Here is a 17,087-nt window from a genome sequence, read left to right as displayed (position 1 = left end):
GTCAGGCACCCGTCCCGTCGCCGCCGCGCGCACCCGGCGGACGGGTGAGGGCGCGCAGTTCGAGCGGGGCGACGCCGGTGAGGGTGTGGAGCTCGGCCTCGCCGACAGCGCCGCAGTCGAGACCTCGGGCGAGGAACCCGGCCATCGCCCGGACGGTCGCGGGCTCGTCGAGGAAGCCGGACTCCTCCTGCTCCAGGTAGCCGCGCAGCCGGGCGGCCGCGGCCGGCAACCCTTCCCTGAAGAAGGCGTAGACGGCGGCGTACCGGCTCGGGAGCTGGGCCGGATGCAGGTCCCAGCCCTGGTGGATGCCGCCCTCCAGCGCGCGCGTGACCAGGCGCGCGTGCAGTCGCCAGGCGGCGCGGACCGCGCCGGCGCCGCCGACCGGGAGGACGTTGGTCGAGCCGTCGCAGACGCGCACGCCGGTGCCGGCGGCGGCGACCCGCATCACCGCCTTGGCGTGGTCGGCGACCGGATGCTCCACGCTCTGGTACGCCGCCGGCACCCCGAGCGCCGCCGAGTAGTCGTAGGCGCCGTAGTGCAGGCCCGTGCAGCGCCCGGCCGAGGCGTGGATCATCGGCGCCAGCGGCGAGACGCCGTCCGCGCCGAGGACCGCCTGCGGTGTCTCCACCTGGATCTCGAACCGCAGGCTTGCGTGTTCCAGCCCGTACGCCGCTTCCAGCCGCTCGCCGGCCAGCACCATCGCCTCCACCTGCGCGACGGAGGTCACTTTCGGGAGCGTGACGACGAAGCCGTCGGGCGGCGGGCCGAGGGTCTCCAGGAAGAGCGCCAGGGTGCGCAGGCCGCGCCGCCGGGTCGGCGCCTCGAGACTCTTGAACCGGATGCCGCAGAAGGGCGAGCCGCCGCCGGAGGCGACGGCCGCGGCGAGGGCCTTCGCCGCGGCCCGGGCGGTGGTGTCCTCGTCCGCGTCCGAGCGGTCGCCGTAGCCGTCCTCGAAGTCGATCCTCAGGTCTTCGACCGGTTCCCGCTCCAGCTTGGCCCGGACCCGGTCGTACACCTCGGCCGCCGTCCGCGGCGGCAGGCCGAGCGCGTCGGCGAACTCGGCGGCGGTCCGGCCGTGCTCGGCCAGCGCCGCCCGGGCCTGCCGGCCCCATGTCCGTACGGTGTCCGCGGTGTAGCGGTCGGCCGGGACGTAGACGGTGTGCACCGGCTGCCGGCCGGGCGTCTCGCCCGGGTAGGCCGTACGCAGCCGCTCGTCCGCCGCGGCGAGCCGGGTGTCGAGTTCGGCGGCGAGTCCGGCGGTGAACTCGGCGAAGGCGTCGGCGCGGTTCATGAGCCGGCCTCCGCGCCGTCGCGGAACGACCCGGGGAACAGCGCCGACGGGTCGCGGCGCAGGTGGTCGCGCTCGGAGTAGGCGGCCTTCATCGTCTCGAAACACCTCTGCGCGCGAAGCCGCGCCGACTCCTCGTCCACCCCGGGGATCATCCGGTCGCGCATCACCGTCCGGCCGTCGATCACCACGGTGGACACGTCGGCGCCCGTGCAGTTCATCAGCATCGTCCTGACCGGGTCGTCGACGGGGCCGGTGCGCGGGCCGGAGAGGTCCACGACGACCAGGTCGGCCTTGGCGCCGGGGGCGAGCCGGCCCAGGTCGTCCCGGCCCAGCGCGCGGGCGCCGCCCAGCGTGGCGGCCCGGTAGTAGTCGGCGGCCGAGCCTGCCTCCAGCCGTCCGGTGACCAGCTTGGCCAGGTTGCCGCCGTAGTCCATGTTGCGGATCATGTCGGGGGGGAAGGAGTCGGTGCCCAGCGCCACGTTCACCCCGGCCTCCCGGTAACGGTCGAAGTCGCGGAGCGCGTCCCCGTACCTGACGAAGGTGAGGGGGCAGTGCACGATCCCGGCCAGGGCCGCGAGCCGGTCCGGTGATCCCTGATGCGGCGTCTCGGGGTCTCCGAGGTAGAGGGCGTGCGGGATCAGCAGCCGGGGGCCGAGCAGGCCCACCTCCGCCAGCACGTCCAGCGGGTGCCGGCCGTACCACTCGCGCAGCAGCCGCAGCTCCGTGAACCCCTGCATGCAGTGCAGGCGGACCAGGCAACCCAGGTCCGCGGCGGCTCGGGCGGTGGCGCGCAGCAGGTCGAGGGTGACGGTCTCGATGCGGCAGGGCAGCAACGCCCCCCGGATCCGGCCGTCGTGGGCGCCGTCGAAGTCCCGGACGAAGCGGACCGCGTCGGCGAGCCCCTTCTCGCCGAGCGCGGGCTCCCAGTGCACGTCCCTGACGCCGTCGGCACGCACCACCGGCACGCCGGAGCGGTAGGACGGCCCCAGGTACATGCGCAGGCCGAGCCGTCCGGCGATCTCCACGACGCCGGCGAGTTCCTCGTACGACTCGGCCCAGGCGCTGTGCGTCTCGGCCGCGATCGGCATCGCGGTGGTGATGCCGTTGCGGATGAGCTGGGTGAGGGCGTACTCCCGGATGAAGAGGGTGTCCTCGACGGGGAAGACGGCGCGGCGCCGGTTGACGGCGTAGTCGTGCGACCACTGCAGCCCGGCGGAGTCGGCGTGCCAGGTGTCGAGGATGGCGTGGTCGATGTCGGCGAGGGCGTCCAGGTCGATGAAACCGGGTCCGACGACCGCCGCGCCGGCGTCGATCACCTCGTCGACCGTGCCGTCGTAGGAGCGGCCGACGTGGACGATCCGGTCGCGGTCGTAGACGACGCACCCGTCGCGGTGGATGACGTGGTCGTCGCCGTCGAAACCGATGACGAACGACGCCTTGACGAGAGTGCTCACTGTGCGTTTCTCCGGGTCGGCTTCCATCCGGGCCTGGGTACGGCGGCCAGCAGGGCTCTGGTGTAGTCCTCCTGCGGCTCGCGCAGCAGGTCGCGGGTGTTTCCCCGCTCCACCACGCGGCCGTGACGCATCACGATCGCCGTGTCGCTGATCTGGTTGACCACGGCCAGGTCGTGGGAGATGAAGACGTAGCTGATCGACCGCTGCTCCCGGATGTCGGCGAGCAGGTTGAGGATCTGGGCCTGGATCGAGACGTCGAGCGCGGCGACCGCCTCGTCCAGCACCAGCACGCGCGGCTCCACCGCCAGGGCGCGGGCGATCGCCACGCGCTGGCGCTGCCCTCCTGAGAGCTGCCTCGGCAGCATCGCGGCGTGGCGCTCGGCCAGGCCCACGGACTCGAACAGGTCCAGCGCCTTCTTCCGCCGCTCGGCGGGGGTGAGCGGGAAGTGCAGGGCGAGGCTCGTCTCGATGACGTCGCCGGCCCGCTGGAGCCTGTCCAGCGAGGAGTAGGGGTCCTGGAAGACGATCTGGATCTCTCGCGCCCGTCTGCGCCGCTCCCCCGCCGACACCCGGCCTGGCGGCCGCGGCCGGCCGCAGACGCTGATCGTTCCCGCGGTGGGCGTCTCCAGGCCGAGCAGCATGCGCGCGACCGTGGTCTTGCCCGACCCGGACTCTCCCACGATGGCCAGCGACTCACCTTCGGCCACGGTGAAGGAGACCTCGTCCACGGCGGTGGCGTCGCCGTACACCTTGCGTAGCCGCTCCGCTTCGATCACGCTCATGCCGTCTCCTCCGCTCGCAGGCAGGCGACCCCTCGGACGAACGGCGGCCGCGTCTCACGGCAGCGGGGCTCGGCCAGGTCGCAGCGTGGCCCGAACGCGCAGCCCTCCCCGGCCTCGAACGCCGCCACGGGGCGTCCGGGGATCACCGGCAGCCGGTGCACGGCCTCCTCCAGGCTGGGCCGCGATCGCATGAGGCCACGCGTGTAGGGGTGGCGCGGCTCGCCGTCGATGTCCTCCACGATCCGGCCCGCGTACATCACGGCGAGCCGGTCGCAGGTGGCGGCGGCCAGCTCCAGGTCGTGGGTGATCAGCAGCATGGCCATGCCTCGCTCGCGGCGCAGCTCGTCCAGGATGGCCATGACCTCCGACTGGCTGGTCACGTCCAGTGCGGTGGTCGGCTCGTCGGCCAGCACCAGGTCCGGTTCGACGGCGAGCACGGAGGCGATCATGACGCGCTGCAGCAGGCCGCCGGACAGTTCGTGGGGGTACTGGCGCAGCCGCCGCTCGCCGTCGCCGATGCCGACCTCCTTGAGCAGTCGCACGGCTCGCGCCGACGCCTGCCGCACCGGCGTCCCCAAGTTGTGGATCATGGCTTCGGTGAGGAAGTCGCCGACGCTGCGGACGGGGTTGATGTGCGCCCGCGGATCCTGGAAGATCATCGCGATCCGCTCGGCCCGCAGCCGCCGCAGGGCCCTGCCCGAGGGCACCTCGGCACCGTCGAAGACGATCCGGCCGGTCACGCGGGCGCCCGGCGGTGTCAGGCCGATGACCGCCCGCGCGGTCATCGACTTGCCCGACCCCGACTCCCCCACCAGCCCGACGGCTTCTCCCCTGCCGATGGTCAGGTCCACCTGCTCCACCAGCGTCCGCCGGCCTCGTCCGTACGGAACGGCCAGGCCGAAGCCCTCCAACGTCAACAGGCTCACGACTGCCTCCCCAGGCGATCACCCAACAGGTTCACCGCGGCCACGACCAGCGCGATCAGCAGCCCCGCGCTCAGCGCCTCCAGCGGCTGGCCCCGCATGGCGCTGTCCAGCCCGCTCTTGACCATCAACCCCCAGTCGGCGGTGGGCGGCTGCACCCCCAGCCCGAGGAAGGAGACCGCCGCCACGTCGATCACCGCGAAGCCGAGCGCGGAGACCGACTGGGCGACGATGATCGGCCGCAGGTTGGGCAGCAGGTGGCGCAGGCAGATGGCGGTCGCGGAACGGCCCTGCACCCAGGCGGCGGCCACGTACGGCAGGCCGCGCTCACGCAGCGCCGCGCTCCGCACCACCCGAGCGACGTACGGGGTGTAGGCGACGGCCAGGCCGATCACCACGCCGGGGACGCCGGGACCGAGCACAGCCACGGTGACCAGCGCGAAGACGATGCCGGGCACGGAGAACAGCACGTCCAGCAGGCGGGAGACGACCGCGTCGACCTTGCCGCCCGCCCAGGCGGCGACGATCGCCAGCGTGGTCCCCGCGGCGCTCGCGACGCAGATCACCAGCACCGGGGCGAGCAGCGTGGTCCGCGCGCCGTACATCAGCCGGGACAGCACGTCCCTGCCCAGGGCGTCCCCGCCCAGCGGGTGCGCGGCGGTGGCGCCGCCCAGCGCGTTGAACAGGTCGGGCAGGTCGGGGTTGTAGGGCGCGAGCAGCGGAGCGAGCAGGGTGATCGCCACGATGGCGGCCAGCAGGACGGCGGCGGCCACGCCCGGCCCGCCCAGCCGGCGGGTCACTGCCGCGACAGGCGCGGGTCGAGAGCGGAGTAGCACAGGTCCACCACCAGATTGATCAGGACGAAGGCGGTGACGAGCACGAGCACCACCGCCTGGACGATCGCGAAGTCGCGTTGCAGGATCGCGCGGACGAACAGCGAGCCGAGCCCGTCCAGGGCGAAGATGCTCTCCACCACGACCGAGCCCGCGATCAGCCCGGCGACGTTCAGGCCGGCCACGGTCACCACCGGGATGGCCGCGTTGCGCAGCACGTGCCTGCGGACGATGTGCCCCTCTGCCAGGCCGCGGCTGCGGGCGGTCTCCACGTGCTCGCGGCCCGACTCCTCGGCCACCGAGGCGCGGGTGACGCGGGCGAGGAAGGCGGCGCTCGCCAGGCTGAGCGTCACCGCCGGGAGCGTGAGATGGTGGACGCGGTCACCGAACCCGCTGCCGGCGCCGAAGACCGGGAACCAGCCCAGGCCCAGCGCGAAGACGATGACGAGGATCACCCCGACCACGAACGGCGGCGTGGCCAGGAACGCCGAGGAGACGAGGGTGACGACGCCGTCGGCCCTGCCGCCGCGCAGCCCGGCCAGCAGGCCCATCGCCACGCCGCCGGTCACGATCAGCAGCGTCGCGTAGACCACCAGGAAGACGGTCGTCGTCGCCCGGGAGGCCATCAGCGCGGAGACGTCCTGCCGGTACACCAGGGAGGTGCCGAAGTCGCCCGTCACGGCGTCCCGCAGCCAGGCCGCGTAACGCACCAGGAACGGATCGTCCAGGTGGTACTGCGCGCGGATGGCCGCGATCTGCTCGGGGGTGCCGCTGCGGTTGCCGAGCAGGAACGCCATCGGCCCCCCGGGCACCAGATAGAGCAGGCCGTACACCAGGAAGGAGGCGACCAGCAGGACCGCGACCAGCCCTGCCAGCCGTTTCGCCAGGAACCTCATGCCGCGCCGAGCCCGGCGGCCCACGGGTAGTACAGGTAGGGGAAGGAGGCGACGGCGCCGGTCACCCGCTTGTTCATGTACAGGATCACCGGCAGGTTGTTCAGCGGCATCCACGGCACGTCGGCGGTGACCTTCTGCTGGATCGTCGTCACCAGCGCCGCCCGCTCCGCCTCGTCGTAGGCCGCCCGCGCCTTGGTGATGTCGCCGTCCACGCCCGCGTAGTCGTTGAAGTTGGTGCGGCCGCCCGCCAGGAAGACGGTGTAGATGTCGAGCGGGTCGGGGACGTTGCCGTACCAGGTGGAGAAGAAGGCGTCGATGCCCTCACGGGCCTTGGGGTCGCTGTAGAGGTTCCCGTACTGCTCGACCGGGATCACCTTGATCTCGATCTTCAGGCCGAGCGCCTCGCCGGTCGCCTTGATCAGGTTGGCGGTCTGCTCGTGGACGGCCGAGCTGCCCTGGATCCCGATGGTGATGGTCTGGGTGGGCGAGCCGGCCTCCGTGAGCAACTGCTTGGCCTTGGCCAGGTCGGGCGTCTCCGGAGGGATCGCGTCATGGGCCTTCTGGAAGACGTCCCGCTGGTAGCCCCAGTACTCGGCGCCCGCGAGGGTGCGCTGCGGCAGCGCCGTGCCCTGGAAGACCACCTTGGAGATCGCCGCCCGGTCCAGCGCCAGCGACAGGGCCCGGCGGACCTTCGGGTCGGCGTAGGGGCCGGACTTGGCTGCGCCCAGCAGCGTCCAGAAGGTCAGCGACCTGCCGAGCGTGACCGAGCCGGTCGTCGACTGCTGGAGCTGGCCGAGCCCCGCGGGAGGCAGGTAGAAGTACTGCCCGTCCACCTCGCCGGAGCGCAGCGCGTTGACCGCGGTGGTCTCGTCGGCGATGAACCGGAAGACCAGCTCCTTGGTCTTGGGCCGCAGCGCGGTGTCCCAGTAGGCGTCGTTACGCTTGATCGTCAGCGAGTCGCCGGACTTCCAGCTCTCGTACTGGTACGGGCCGGTGCACATCACGCCGCCGGTGGGCGAGCCCAGGTCCTTCTTCTTGGCGTACCCGGCGGAGACGATCGCCCCGGCCGCGGTGGCCATCGCCTGGTTGAACAGCACGTCGGGCTGCTTCAGGGTGACGGTGACCTGCATCGGCCCCGTCGCCTTGATCGACTCCACGTTGTGGAAGTAGTCGCCCCACCAGGTGCCGAGCGCGGGATCGAGGTGGCGGTCGAGGCTGGCCGCGACGTCCTCGGCGGTCAGCGGCGCGCCGTCCCAGAACTTCACGCCGTCGCGGATCGTGTAGACCCACGTCGTCGGGGTGGGGTTGTCGGCCTTCTCCGCGAGGCCGGGTTCGATGCGGAACTCGGGGGTCAGCCGCAGCAGGCTCTCGCACATGTTGGCCAGCACGGTGTTCTCGGCGTAGTTGAACGACCTGATCGGGTCGATGGTCTGCGGCTCGTACGGCAGGTTCCACGTCGCCTTGTCCAGCTCCCCGGTGGCCGGGGCGGTGACCGTTCTGAGCTCCAGCTTGGGCGCTCCGCCCGTTCCTTGCTGTTGTGGTGGTACGGCCTGTCGGCCGCATGCGGTCAGGGCCAGCGCGAGAGCGGCGGCCGCGGGCAGGGCACGGCGGATCATGAAGAGGACCTTTCGTGAACGCGTCCGTTGCGGACGACGAACTGGGGGGTGGGCTTGTCCACGACGGTCTGGGCCACGGACTCGGCGTGTACCAGGATGAAGGTGGCGGGGTCGCCGGGCTGGAGCCGCGCCGGCTCCAGGCCCAGCAGGGCGGCGCCTCCGTGCGCCGCGATCTCGTAGCACGTCGCCAGCTCCTCGTCGGTGCGGGCGTCGGTGCGGTAGGCGAGCAGATGGGCGCGGTTGATCATGTCGCCGTCGCCGAATGGCGTCCACGGATCCCGCACCCCATCGGATCCGAGGCCGACCAGCACTCCTGCTTCGAGCAGCGGCCCGACGGGCAGGACCGGGTCGGCGCCGAGCGCGCAGGTGGTCAGCGCGACCTTCGCCTCGGCCAGCGTCTCGGCGAGGTCCTCGCGGTCGGCCAGGCAGAAGGCGTGGCTGATCGTGGTCGGCACACCGCTGGTCCTCGCCCGGCGAGCGATCTCGAGAACCTGCGCGACCCCTTGCTCGCCGCGGTCGTGCAGGTGGATGTCGAGGGGTACGGCGTGCCGCTCGGCCATGCCGTACAGCAGGTCGAGGTGTCCGTGCAGGTCGCCGTCGACGCCGACGGGGTCGAGCCCGCCGAGGAGGTCCGCGCCCTCCTTCAGCGACCGCTCCATCAGCTCCGCGGTCCCCGGCATCGTGAGCAGCCCGAGCTGGGGGAACGCGACGATCTGCACGTCCAGCAGGTCCTCGCGAGCCTGGGCCGCCTCCCGCACGCCGTGCACGTTGCTCAGCCCGTACACCGGGGCGACGTCCACGTGCGCCCGCCAGGCCCGCGTGCCTCGCGCGATCGCGTGGTCCATGAGAGCCCCCGCGCGCGCGGTGACCGGCGCGGTCATCCCCGCCCGTGCCGCGACGTCGCCCTCGATGAGATCGCGCAGCGTGTGGGCCGGAGTACGGCTGAGCCAGGGCTGCCCCCAGGTGGTCTTGTCGGGATGGACGTGCGCGTCGACGGGGGCGGGCAGGGCGAGCAGCCCTGCCGCTTCCACCACCTCGCACCCTTCCGTCTTCCGTTCCAGGGGGACGACGCGGCCGTCTTCGACGAGGACATCGTGGGGGCGCATATCGGTGAACAGAATCTGAGCCATACCGGCTGATCCCCTTAACCTGAGGGCGACAGTGGCCTAGAATTATCAGACATCAGATGATTAGAGAAGAGGACAAATGCGGCATGTGGGCCGGACCTCCCTCGTCGACTCCGCCATCCGCGAGCTCCGCCAGGAGATCGCGAGCGGCGTCTGGCCGGTCGGCACCAAGATCCCCACAGAGGGCCGGCTGGCCGAGGCGCTGGGCGTGAGCAGGCTGTCGGTGCGCGAGGCCGTCCGCGTGCTCGTCCACGCCGGTCTGCTCACCACCCGTCAGGGCGACGGCACCTACGTCACCGCGACGGACGAGGGCGAGGTGGCGCTCAAGCGCCGCCTCGACCACGCGGCCACGATGGACATCATCGACGTGCGGCGCGGCCTCGACCTCGTGGCGGCCCGGCTCGCCGCCGAACGACGCGAGCCGGCGGACCTCGACGCGCTGAGGGAGACGCTGGAACGGCGCACCGCCGCTCACCGCGCCGGGGATCTCGACGCGTTCGCCGACGCGGACGTGGACTTCCACCTGTCCATCGCCGCGGCTTCGCACAACCCCGTGCTGCTGGACCTGTACCGCGGCATGAGCCAGGCGGTGCGCGACACCGTCCGCCGCGATCACTGCATGGAACGCGCCGTTCTCGGCTCCGACTCCTCCCACCAGGACCTGCTCGACGCGATCGAGGGCGGCGACGGGGCAGGCGCGGTCACGATCGCGCTCGCCATCCTCGACCAGCAGGAGCGCGACCTCTGACGCTTCGGCCCACCCCGAGGGGGAACCGCCCCTCAGGCGAGGTCCACCACCACGACACCGCACATGGGGTCCGGCAGGGCGGACGGGATCTCCACTCGCAGGTCGCTGAGCGGATCCCCGGTTCCTGAGCGGACCCCCTGAGCCGGGGCAGCACCGACCAGGCGAGCCACCCGTCCGCGCCAGGAGACGCACGCCGGCGATCCGGCGGACGGGCAGCCCGCGCACGGTCCGCTGTCCGCAGGGCCGCATGACCAGGTGGAGACAGAGCCGCCCCCGGGCAGGAGACGCCTACCGGCCGAACGCGCCCCACGCGGGGTCCGTCGGTGAGGTGGTGAAGCCGATCCCGGCCGACCTCGCGGCCGGCTCGGCCGAGGCGAAGGCCATGCCGAAGTCAATCGCCGACATGAGCCGATGGGAGAGCCCCGCGCCTGCGGGAAACGACGCGAGCAGACGCCCTGTCAACGACGCCCGGAAACGTGTCGGCGGCAGACTCGGCTCCGCATGATCGACAGCCACTCAGCCAGTCACGGGAAAAGGGTGCCACGTGATCTCGTGACACCCTCTCCGATCTGCGAAAACGCAGTCGGGACGACAGGATTTGAACCTGCGACCCCTTGACCCCCAGTCAAGTGCGCTACCAAGCTGCGCTACGTCCCGGTTTGTGTCGGCCGCCCCTCTGCGGGGCGGGACGTCATAACCTTAGCGCACATCAGACGCGCATGCGCACACAGCGGAGGCGGGAGTGGGGCGGAGGCCGACGATCGATCGGCAGGAGCTGGCGAGGCTGGTCGCCGAGGGCCTGAGCGTGCAGGAACTGGCCACGCATTTCGGGGTCAGCGAGTCGGGGGTGCTGCAGGCCAAGCGGGCGGCCGGGCTGGCCAAGCCCATGCTCGACCACAGCGGGGCGGTGCCGTGGAAGCTGTCGCGGGCGCACGCCCAGTCGGGCCCGGCCACGAACCTGCGGAACCTGTCGGCCGCCGCGCAGGGCAAGCCGCCCGCGCCGGAACGGCTCAACACGGCGCTGCGGTGGGCGCAGCGGCTCGTGGACGCGGGGCTGGACGTCCGCTACGACCCGGCCGAGGGCTTCAGCGAGGTCCCGGCGGCACCAGAGGGCTCCCACGTCGCAGCCGTGCTCGCGGCCGCCCAGGAGGCCCTCGACGCCCGCTGAGGGCGGGGTTTCGCGCGCCTGCTCCAGGGAAGTCGCTGGTCTCGACACAGAGACCGGAGGCGAATCATGACCACCTTAGTCTGGGTGATCGTCGTCGTGGTCGCGCTGGCGGCGGTCGCCGCAGTGGGGTACGTGGTGGTGCAGCAGCAGCGCCGCGGCCGCCTGCGCGCCCGCTTCGGCCCCGAGTACGAGCGTGTGATGGCGGAGTACGACAGCAAGCGCGACGCCGAGCTCGACCTCATGGCCCGCGAGCAGCGGCACGCCGAGCTCGACATCCGGCCGCTGCCGGAGGACGCGCGCGACGCCTACGCCCGTCGGTGGGCCGAGGTGCAGGAGCGCTTCGTGGACGCGCCCGGGTTCGCGGTGACGGAGGCCGACCAGCTCGTGACGGCCGTCATGGCGGAGCGCGGCTACCCGACGGAGAACTTCGAGCAGCGGCTGGCGGACCTGTCGGTGGCGCACGCGACCACCCTCGACCACTACAGGGCGGCCCACCGGATCAGCGGACGGGCGGCCCGGCAGGAGGCCTCCACGGAGGAGCTCCGCCAGGCCATGGTGCACTACCGCGCGCTGTTCGAGGAGCTGCTCCAGGAGACGACCCGAGGACGTGAACGACATGGACAGCGATGAGCTGAAGGTGCCGTCCCGGCGGGCGGAGGACGCTCGTACCCCTTCCTCCCGGCGTCCGGCGCGGGACGGCCGCGCGAACGACGACCACCCCCACGGCACCGCCTCGGGCCCGGCGCACGCCGGTCCCGTCGCCCTCTTCGACCAGGATCCCGGGCACGTGCGCACGCGCTGGCGCGAGGTGCAGTCGTCCTTCGTGGACGACCCCGGCGACGCGGTGCGGCGGGCCGACGGGCTGGTCGGCGAGGTGGTGGACGCGATCACCAAGGCCCTGGCGAGCCGCAGGAGCGCCCTGCGTGAGCGCTGGGAGGGCGCCGGAGGCGCCCGGGACACCGAGCAGCTCCGGCTGGCCCTGCGCGAGTACAGGACCGTCCTGGAGCGCCTGCTGGACCTCTCCGGCGGCGCCCACCACAGCCCGGAGAGCGCCGCGGCGCGAGAGAGCGGCGCAGCCTGGGAGAGCGGCACGGTGGGCGGCGCGGCTCGGGAGAGTGCCGCGAGCAGGGAGGCCGCGCGGGGGCCCGGTTCGGCCGTCGCGCACGGCACCGGCCCGGCCCGGCCCGTGCAGGGGGACGTCCCCAGGCAGCGGGAGGACGGGCGGACCGTGGACGGCTCCCGCGGGCCGTCGGGCCAGGAGCTGCGGGCCACCCCCGAACGGGCCGCCCCCGAACGGGCCACCTCCGAACGGGCCGTCCCCGAACCGGCGGTCCCTGAGCGAACCGTCCCCGGGCGGGGCGTCCACGAGCGGGGCGGGCGCGACCGTGCCGACGGCGACGGCGCTGACGGCGCTCACCGTCCGGGTGCCGGGCGGGAGGTGAGGTGACATGCTGGCGGTCGTCGCGGCGATCGTGTTCGGCATCGGGTTCCTGCTCGACCTGCTGGGCACGCGGATCGCCGGGATCTCGGGCATGACGTTCGCGCTGCTGGGCCTGACGTTGCTGGCCCTGCACCAGGCGGGCGTCGGCACGGCGAGCATCCGTTCCGGCTACAGCGGCTGGCGCGGCCGTGCCCGCCGCTAGGCTCCTCGCGGCCCGCGTGCCGGCCGCTCACCTCGTACGGACGGCCCCCGGCGTGCCGCATGACGGCTCGCCGGGGGCCGCCGCCGTTCGTGGGCCGTTCGCGGCGGGCACGGCCTCAGGAACGTGCCGGTCAGGGTTTGCCGGGGAAGCGCATGGTCACCGTGCTGCCGTCCTCCCCCGCGTGGACGGTCAGGTCGGCGGCGAGCAGCCGGCACACCCACAGCCCCATCCCGCCGACGGAGCCCGGCTGCGGCCCGGGCTTCCAGGCGCCCTCGTCGCGCACCTCCACGTACAGGTCGCCCCCGTTGCGCCACATGCGCAGGCGGGCGTGGTCGCCGCCGTGGGTGACCGCGTTGGTGGCCACCTCGTTGACGGCGATGACGAGGTCGGAGACGACGTCGGCGGACATGCCGAAGCCCCGCGCCTCGCCCTCGGCGACCTCCCGGACGCGCGGCAGGTCGGGCAGGTGGAAGCGCAGCTCGGTGACGGGCGTGCCGGGCGGCGGGCCCGTCCGGCCCCGGGGGGCGCTCCGGCCCTCCTGAGGCTGGACGTCGTCGTTCACCCGGCTGCCCGCCCGTTCAGCCGACCAGCTCGCTGCGGAGCTGGTCGAGCACCTTGCGCAGGATTCTGGAGACATGCATCTGGGAGATGCCGAACTCGGCGGCGATCTCGGCCTGGGTCATGTTGCCGAAGAAGCGCAGCAGGAGGATGTGCTTCTCGCGGTTGGGCAGCGCGTCGATGAGCGGTTTGACCGCCTCCCTGTCGACCATGGTGCTGAGCGTGTCGTCGTCCTCCGGGATCACGTCGCCGAGCGAGGCGGCGTCGTCGTCGGTGCCGAGCGGCGCGTCGAGCGACAGCGTGCTGTAGGCGGCGGAGGCGTCGAGGGTGAGCAGGACGTCCTCCTCGCTGATGTTCATCTTGGCGGCCAGTTCGGCCACGGTGGGCGACCGGCCGAGGTCCTGGCTGAGGTCGGCGACGAGCCTGTTCAGCTCGGAGCGGCGCTCCTGGTAGAGGCGGGGCACCCGGATGGCCCAGGTCCGGTCGCGGAAGTGCCGTTTGACCTCGCCGGTCATGGTCACCACCGCGTAGCCCCTGAAGGCGTGGCCCAGCGTGGGGTCGAAGCCGTTGACGGCCTTCATCAGGCCGACGTACGCGGCCTGGAGCAGGTCCTCCAGCGGCTCACCCCGGTATCGGTAGCGTCTGGCGATCTCCATGGCGAGCGGCCTGTGCATCTCGACGATGCGCTCCCGCAACCGTTCCCGCACGCTGGCGGGCGTGTCCTCCTTGACCATCTCGGCCAGGAGTTCTTCGGGGGTCATCTCCTCGAGGACGTGTTCCTGCACAGCCATCGCTGCTCCTCATATGGATCGCAGGCGGCCTCGGCCAGGAAAAGCCCAGGCAGAGGCACGCCTCGGTCAACTCTCGAGACGGAAGCCCTCTGCTGGACTCCGCAACCAGTGTCCCCCCTTGGGCGGGAAGTATTCCTCTCTCCCGCGGTGACAGTAGGGTTGCCCCGTGACAATGCCGGAAAACGGCGACGGGCCCGTGGCGGCCCTGAGCCTGACGTCGTCGACCGTGGACGAGATCACCGTCGTCAAGGTCGACGGCGTGCTTGACGCCACGACGCGCGAGCAGTTCGCCGACTACCTGTCACTGGCGGGCCCTGATCTGATCCTGGATCTGGGCGGGGTGACCTTCATGGACTCGCGCGCGCTCGGCCTGATCGTCCATCACTGGCAGCGGAGCCTCAGCTCGGGCGCCAGGTTCGCGCTGATCGGGGTGGAGTACACCCGGTCGAAGGTGATGTGGATCACCGGGCTGGCGCAGCGCCTGCCGCTGTACGACACGCTGGAGGACGCCCTGGAGGCGATCCGGTAGCGGCGCGGCTAGCCGGCGGCGGGCCTGCGGCGCGACTTGCGCTGGTGTTCCTCGACGAGGAGCCTGGCGAGGTCGGCGACCTTGACCTGGTGGTGCTGGGAGATGCGGCGCAGTTCCTCGAAGGCGGCCTCGGCGGTGCAGCCGCTGGTCTGCATGATGATGCCCTTGGCCTGGTCGATGAGGGCGCGCCCGGCCAGGGCCTCCTGGAGCTGCGCGTGGTCGGTGCGCACCTCCTCGAACTCCCACATGTTGGCCATGGCGACGCCGACCTGCTCGGTGAGCATCTCGGTCAGGGAGTGGGCGCCCTGCGGGGAGAACGCGCCGGGCCGCACCGAGTAGAGGCCGACGAGGAGCAGGGCGGGCGGCACCTCGATGGGCACGACGAGCACGGAGCGCACGCCCCAGCGGGTGGCGAGGGCGTCGTAGCGGGGCCAGCGGGTGTCGGTGAGCACGTCCGGCACGTAGGCGCGGGCGCCGGTCCTGCGCGCCTCGGCGGAGGGACCCTCGCCCAGTTCGCGCTCGCCCTCCACGAGCATGATCAGCTCGCTGTGCGAGCCGGAGACGAGGACGCGCTGGTCGCGCCAGTGCTCGGCGGACCCGCCGGAGCACCCCGGCACGCCCGCCGCGAGCGCCGTGGTGAGCCCGCGCAGGACGCTCTCCGTCGAGGTGTCCTCCCCCAGGCGCCCGAGGGTCGCCAGGTCGCGCGCGAGCCCGGGGGTGATCATCGCCGTCGATTCCATAGCGGTAAGCCCCTACCCCTTATGGCTGGCAATATCCCGAGTAGCGTAGCGTCAGAGGATGACCATGCCGGACCTCGAACACGCTCTGGACGCGCTCGCCGGACGTGTCTCGTCGCTGCGTGAGGCGAGGGCCGCCTACCCCTCGGACCTCGCGCCGACCCTCGACGCGGCCCTCGCCGAACTCGAGACCGCCACGGAGCTGCTGGCGGAGGCGCGTGAGGAGCTGCGCAAGGCGCCCAAGCGCGGCAAGAAGGACGGCGGGCAGCGGGAGCTGAAGCTGCTGCGCCAGGTGTTCCGCGCCTTCCCCGTGCCCGTCATCGTGCTGGACGGCGGCGGCGTGGTCAGGCGGATCAACCCGGAGACGTCGCGGGTGCTGGGCAGCCCGGACGGCTACCTGGTGGGCAGGTCGTTCCCGCTGCTCGTGGACGTGTCGCGGCGGGCGGCGTTCCGTTCCCATCTGACGGCCGTGCTGCAGACGGGCCAGCCGGCGGCGTTCGAGACGCGGCTGGCGCACCAGGGGCGTACGCACACGGTGCAGCTCGCGCTGACCAGGCTGACGATGCCGGGCGAGCCGCAGCAGATGGTGGCGGCGGTGGCGCTGCCGACGAAGGTGCAGCTCCCGGAGCCGGGCGCGCGGCGCCCTGAGCAGTCGGACGGCGCGCTGCTGCTGTCGGCGGCCAGGCGGCAGGACCTGCTGGCCAAGATGGGCAGGCTGCTGCTGGACGAGGAGGCGCTGCTGCGCCCGGTGGCGCTGCCGAGGGCGACCAGGCTGCTCGCGGCCGAGTGGGCCGACTGGGTGATCGTGGACATGGTGCGTGACGGGCTGCCGCGCCGCTCGGTGGTGGTGGCGCCGAAGGACCACCCGCTGGGCGACCTGCCGCGGCAGGTGGAGGCGGCCGACCCGGCGGGCAGCCAGGTGGTGATGCAGGTGCTGGAGCGCCGCTCCGGCGTCGTCCACGAGATGGTGGACGACGAGACCCTGCTGGGTTTCTGCGCGGACGGGCCGCTGCTGACGGCCATGGCGGCGGGGTCGCTGCTGTCCGTGCCGGTCGGGCCGTGCGACGGGGTGCTGACGCTGGTCCGTACGGGGGCCAGGCAGCCGTTCACGCTGGCGGACCTCAGCGTGATGCAGGAGGCGGGCCTACAGATCGGGCTGGCCGTGCGGGCGCAGAGCAGTTTCCAGAGCCGGTCGCGGGCGGCGGACGCGCTGTCGGCGAGCGTGGCGCCGCGCAACCTGCCGGACGTCCCCGGGTACGAGGCGGCGGCGGTCTACCATCCGGGCGCGTCGGTCGGGGCGGAGTTCTACGACGTGTTCCCGGTGGCGGGCGGCTGGGGGTTCGCGCTGGGCGGCGCCGCGGGGAAGGGCGAGGAGGCGGCGTCGGTGAGCGCGATGGTGCGCGGCGGCCTGCGCGTGCTGAGCGTCTGGGAGTCCGATCCCGACCTGGTCATGCGCAAGGTGAACGAGGCGCTGGTCGCGCAGGGCACGGGCATGTTCGTGCTGGCGGCGGCGGGGTTCGTGCGGGGCCGCAGCATCCGGCTGTCGTCGGCGGGGCACCATCCGGCGGCGCTGCTCGGCGCGGACGGCACGGTGCGCTTCGCGGTGGGCGGCGGCGTGCCGCTCGGCATCTCGGTGGAGGCGGAGACCGGGGTGGAGGAGCTGACGATCGGCGTCGGCGAGACGCTGGTGCTGTACTCGGAGGGGCTGATCTCGTCCAGGAACGAGCGGGGTGAGCCGTACGGGGAGGAGCGGCTGGCGGACGTGCTGGCCCGGTGCGCGGGCCAGTCGCCGTCGACCGTGGTCAAGGCGGTGGAGGCCGACAGGCACGCGTTCTCGGGCGGCCAGGTTTGGGATGAAATCGTGGTCCTGGCACTGAAAGGTGTCTGATCTGTGGGGGTTTGCGAGCGGCGCAAACCTGGGTATGGTCGTTTCGGAGTTAGACCGTGCCTAAGAAGCAGGCACACCTATGGAGGCTTTTCCATGCTTGAGG

Annotated in this window: 18 protein-coding genes and 1 tRNA gene; 7 read left to right on the top strand and 12 right to left on the bottom strand. The window is 72.5% G+C overall.

Annotation, left to right across the window (positions count from 1 at the left end):
- Position 1: 1 nt before the first annotated feature.
- From BMX74_RS11560 to BMX74_RS11525, 8 genes are read right to left on the bottom strand one after another with little or no spacing between them, the layout of a single operon-like run.
- A complete protein-coding gene (locus tag BMX74_RS11560) occupies positions 2–1,291 on the bottom strand; it encodes a DUF6986 family protein (protein WP_091100088.1) in 1,290 nt (429 codons plus the stop codon).
- A complete protein-coding gene (locus tag BMX74_RS11555) occupies positions 1,288–2,745 on the bottom strand; it encodes an amidohydrolase family protein (RefSeq protein ID WP_091100084.1) in 1,458 nt (485 codons plus the stop codon). Before BMX74_RS11555 ends, BMX74_RS11560 begins: the two co-directional genes overlap by 4 nt.
- A complete protein-coding gene (locus BMX74_RS11550) occupies positions 2,742–3,527 on the bottom strand; it encodes an ABC transporter ATP-binding protein (RefSeq protein ID WP_091100082.1) in 786 nt (261 codons plus the stop codon). Before BMX74_RS11550 ends, BMX74_RS11555 begins: the two co-directional genes overlap by 4 nt.
- Entirely contained in the window at positions 3,524–4,453 is a 930-nt protein-coding gene (locus tag BMX74_RS11545) for an ABC transporter ATP-binding protein (RefSeq protein WP_055502926.1), read from the bottom strand. The genes BMX74_RS11550 and BMX74_RS11545 overlap by 4 nt, the downstream gene beginning before the upstream one ends.
- A complete protein-coding gene (locus tag BMX74_RS11540) occupies positions 4,450–5,250 on the bottom strand; it encodes an ABC transporter permease (protein ID WP_091100079.1) in 801 nt (266 codons plus the stop codon). The genes BMX74_RS11545 and BMX74_RS11540 overlap by 4 nt, the downstream gene beginning before the upstream one ends.
- Complete coding sequence (locus BMX74_RS11535; protein ID WP_055504009.1) at positions 5,247–6,179, bottom strand: ABC transporter permease; 933 nt, start codon at positions 6,177–6,179, stop codon at positions 5,247–5,249. Before BMX74_RS11535 ends, BMX74_RS11540 begins: the two co-directional genes overlap by 4 nt.
- Positions 6,176–7,795, bottom strand: a complete 1,620-nt coding sequence (locus BMX74_RS11530) for an ABC transporter substrate-binding protein (RefSeq protein ID WP_091100077.1) — start codon at positions 7,793–7,795, stop codon at positions 6,176–6,178. The genes BMX74_RS11535 and BMX74_RS11530 overlap by 4 nt, the downstream gene beginning before the upstream one ends.
- Positions 7,792–8,901, bottom strand: coding sequence for an amidohydrolase family protein (locus BMX74_RS11525; RefSeq protein WP_256256879.1), 1,110 nt, complete (start codon positions 8,899–8,901; stop codon positions 7,792–7,794). Before BMX74_RS11525 ends, BMX74_RS11530 begins: the two co-directional genes overlap by 4 nt.
- Before the next feature lie 100 nt (positions 8,902–9,001).
- On the opposite strand from BMX74_RS11525, the gene BMX74_RS11520 reads away from it, so the two are divergent.
- The gene (locus tag BMX74_RS11520; protein ID WP_091100072.1) at positions 9,002–9,670 is read left to right on the top strand and encodes a FadR/GntR family transcriptional regulator; all 669 of its coding nucleotides are present in this window, start codon (positions 9,002–9,004) and stop codon (positions 9,668–9,670) included.
- A gap of 583 nt (positions 9,671–10,253) precedes the next feature.
- Here the strand turns inward: BMX74_RS11520 and BMX74_RS11515 are convergent.
- Positions 10,254–10,327, bottom strand: a tRNA-Pro gene (locus BMX74_RS11515).
- A gap of 85 nt (positions 10,328–10,412) precedes the next feature.
- On the opposite strand from BMX74_RS11515, the gene BMX74_RS11510 reads away from it, so the two are divergent.
- From BMX74_RS11510 to BMX74_RS11495, 4 genes are all read left to right on the top strand, one after another.
- The gene (locus BMX74_RS11510; RefSeq protein ID WP_091100070.1) at positions 10,413–10,838 is read left to right on the top strand and encodes a helix-turn-helix domain-containing protein; all 426 of its coding nucleotides are present in this window, start codon (positions 10,413–10,415) and stop codon (positions 10,836–10,838) included.
- Positions 10,839–10,904: 66 nt separating this feature from the next.
- Entirely contained in the window at positions 10,905–11,468 is a 564-nt protein-coding gene (locus tag BMX74_RS11505) for a hypothetical protein (protein WP_091100067.1), read from the top strand.
- Positions 11,455–12,285 carry a hypothetical protein gene (locus BMX74_RS11500; RefSeq protein WP_091100066.1) on the top strand — a complete coding sequence of 277 codons (831 nt, stop codon included), beginning with the start codon at positions 11,455–11,457 and terminating at the stop codon, positions 12,283–12,285. The genes BMX74_RS11505 and BMX74_RS11500 overlap by 14 nt, the downstream gene beginning before the upstream one ends.
- Position 12,286: 1 nt before the next feature.
- On the top strand, positions 12,287–12,481 hold the full coding sequence (locus BMX74_RS11495) for a hypothetical protein (RefSeq protein ID WP_055502934.1): 195 nt from the start codon (positions 12,287–12,289) through the stop codon (positions 12,479–12,481).
- 130 nt (positions 12,482–12,611) lie between these two features.
- Here the strand turns inward: BMX74_RS11495 and BMX74_RS11490 are convergent, their stop codons facing one another.
- Together BMX74_RS11490 and BMX74_RS11485 are read right to left on the bottom strand one after the other, a co-directional pair.
- On the bottom strand, positions 12,612–13,043 hold the full coding sequence (locus BMX74_RS11490; RefSeq protein ID WP_055502935.1) for an ATP-binding protein: 432 nt from the start codon (positions 13,041–13,043) through the stop codon (positions 12,612–12,614).
- Between the two features lie 16 nt (positions 13,044–13,059).
- Complete coding sequence (locus BMX74_RS11485; protein WP_055502936.1) at positions 13,060–13,830, bottom strand: SigB/SigF/SigG family RNA polymerase sigma factor; 771 nt, start codon at positions 13,828–13,830, stop codon at positions 13,060–13,062.
- A gap of 172 nt (positions 13,831–14,002) precedes the next feature.
- On the opposite strand from BMX74_RS11485, the gene BMX74_RS11480 reads away from it, so the two are divergent.
- The gene (locus BMX74_RS11480) at positions 14,003–14,359 is read left to right on the top strand and encodes an STAS domain-containing protein (RefSeq protein ID WP_055502937.1); all 357 of its coding nucleotides are present in this window, start codon (positions 14,003–14,005) and stop codon (positions 14,357–14,359) included.
- Positions 14,360–14,367: 8 nt separating this feature from the next.
- Here BMX74_RS11480 and BMX74_RS11475 read toward each other — a convergent pair whose 3' ends face one another.
- The gene (locus BMX74_RS11475; RefSeq protein WP_055502938.1) at positions 14,368–15,099 is read right to left on the bottom strand and encodes an ANTAR domain-containing response regulator; all 732 of its coding nucleotides are present in this window, start codon (positions 15,097–15,099) and stop codon (positions 14,368–14,370) included.
- A 58-nt stretch (positions 15,100–15,157) separates the two neighbouring features.
- On the opposite strand from BMX74_RS11475, the gene BMX74_RS11470 reads away from it, so the two are divergent.
- Positions 15,158–16,984: a SpoIIE family protein phosphatase gene (locus BMX74_RS11470; RefSeq protein ID WP_256256878.1), complete on the top strand. Its 1,827-nt coding sequence runs from the start codon at positions 15,158–15,160 to the stop codon at positions 16,982–16,984.
- The last annotated feature ends 103 nt before the right edge of the window (positions 16,985–17,087 follow it).

It is taken from the genome of Nonomuraea pusilla, from assembly GCF_900109355.1.
Lineage (GTDB): Bacteria > Actinomycetota > Actinomycetes > Streptosporangiales > Streptosporangiaceae > Nonomuraea > Nonomuraea pusilla.
This window is presented reverse-complemented; position numbering and strand designations above follow the sequence as displayed.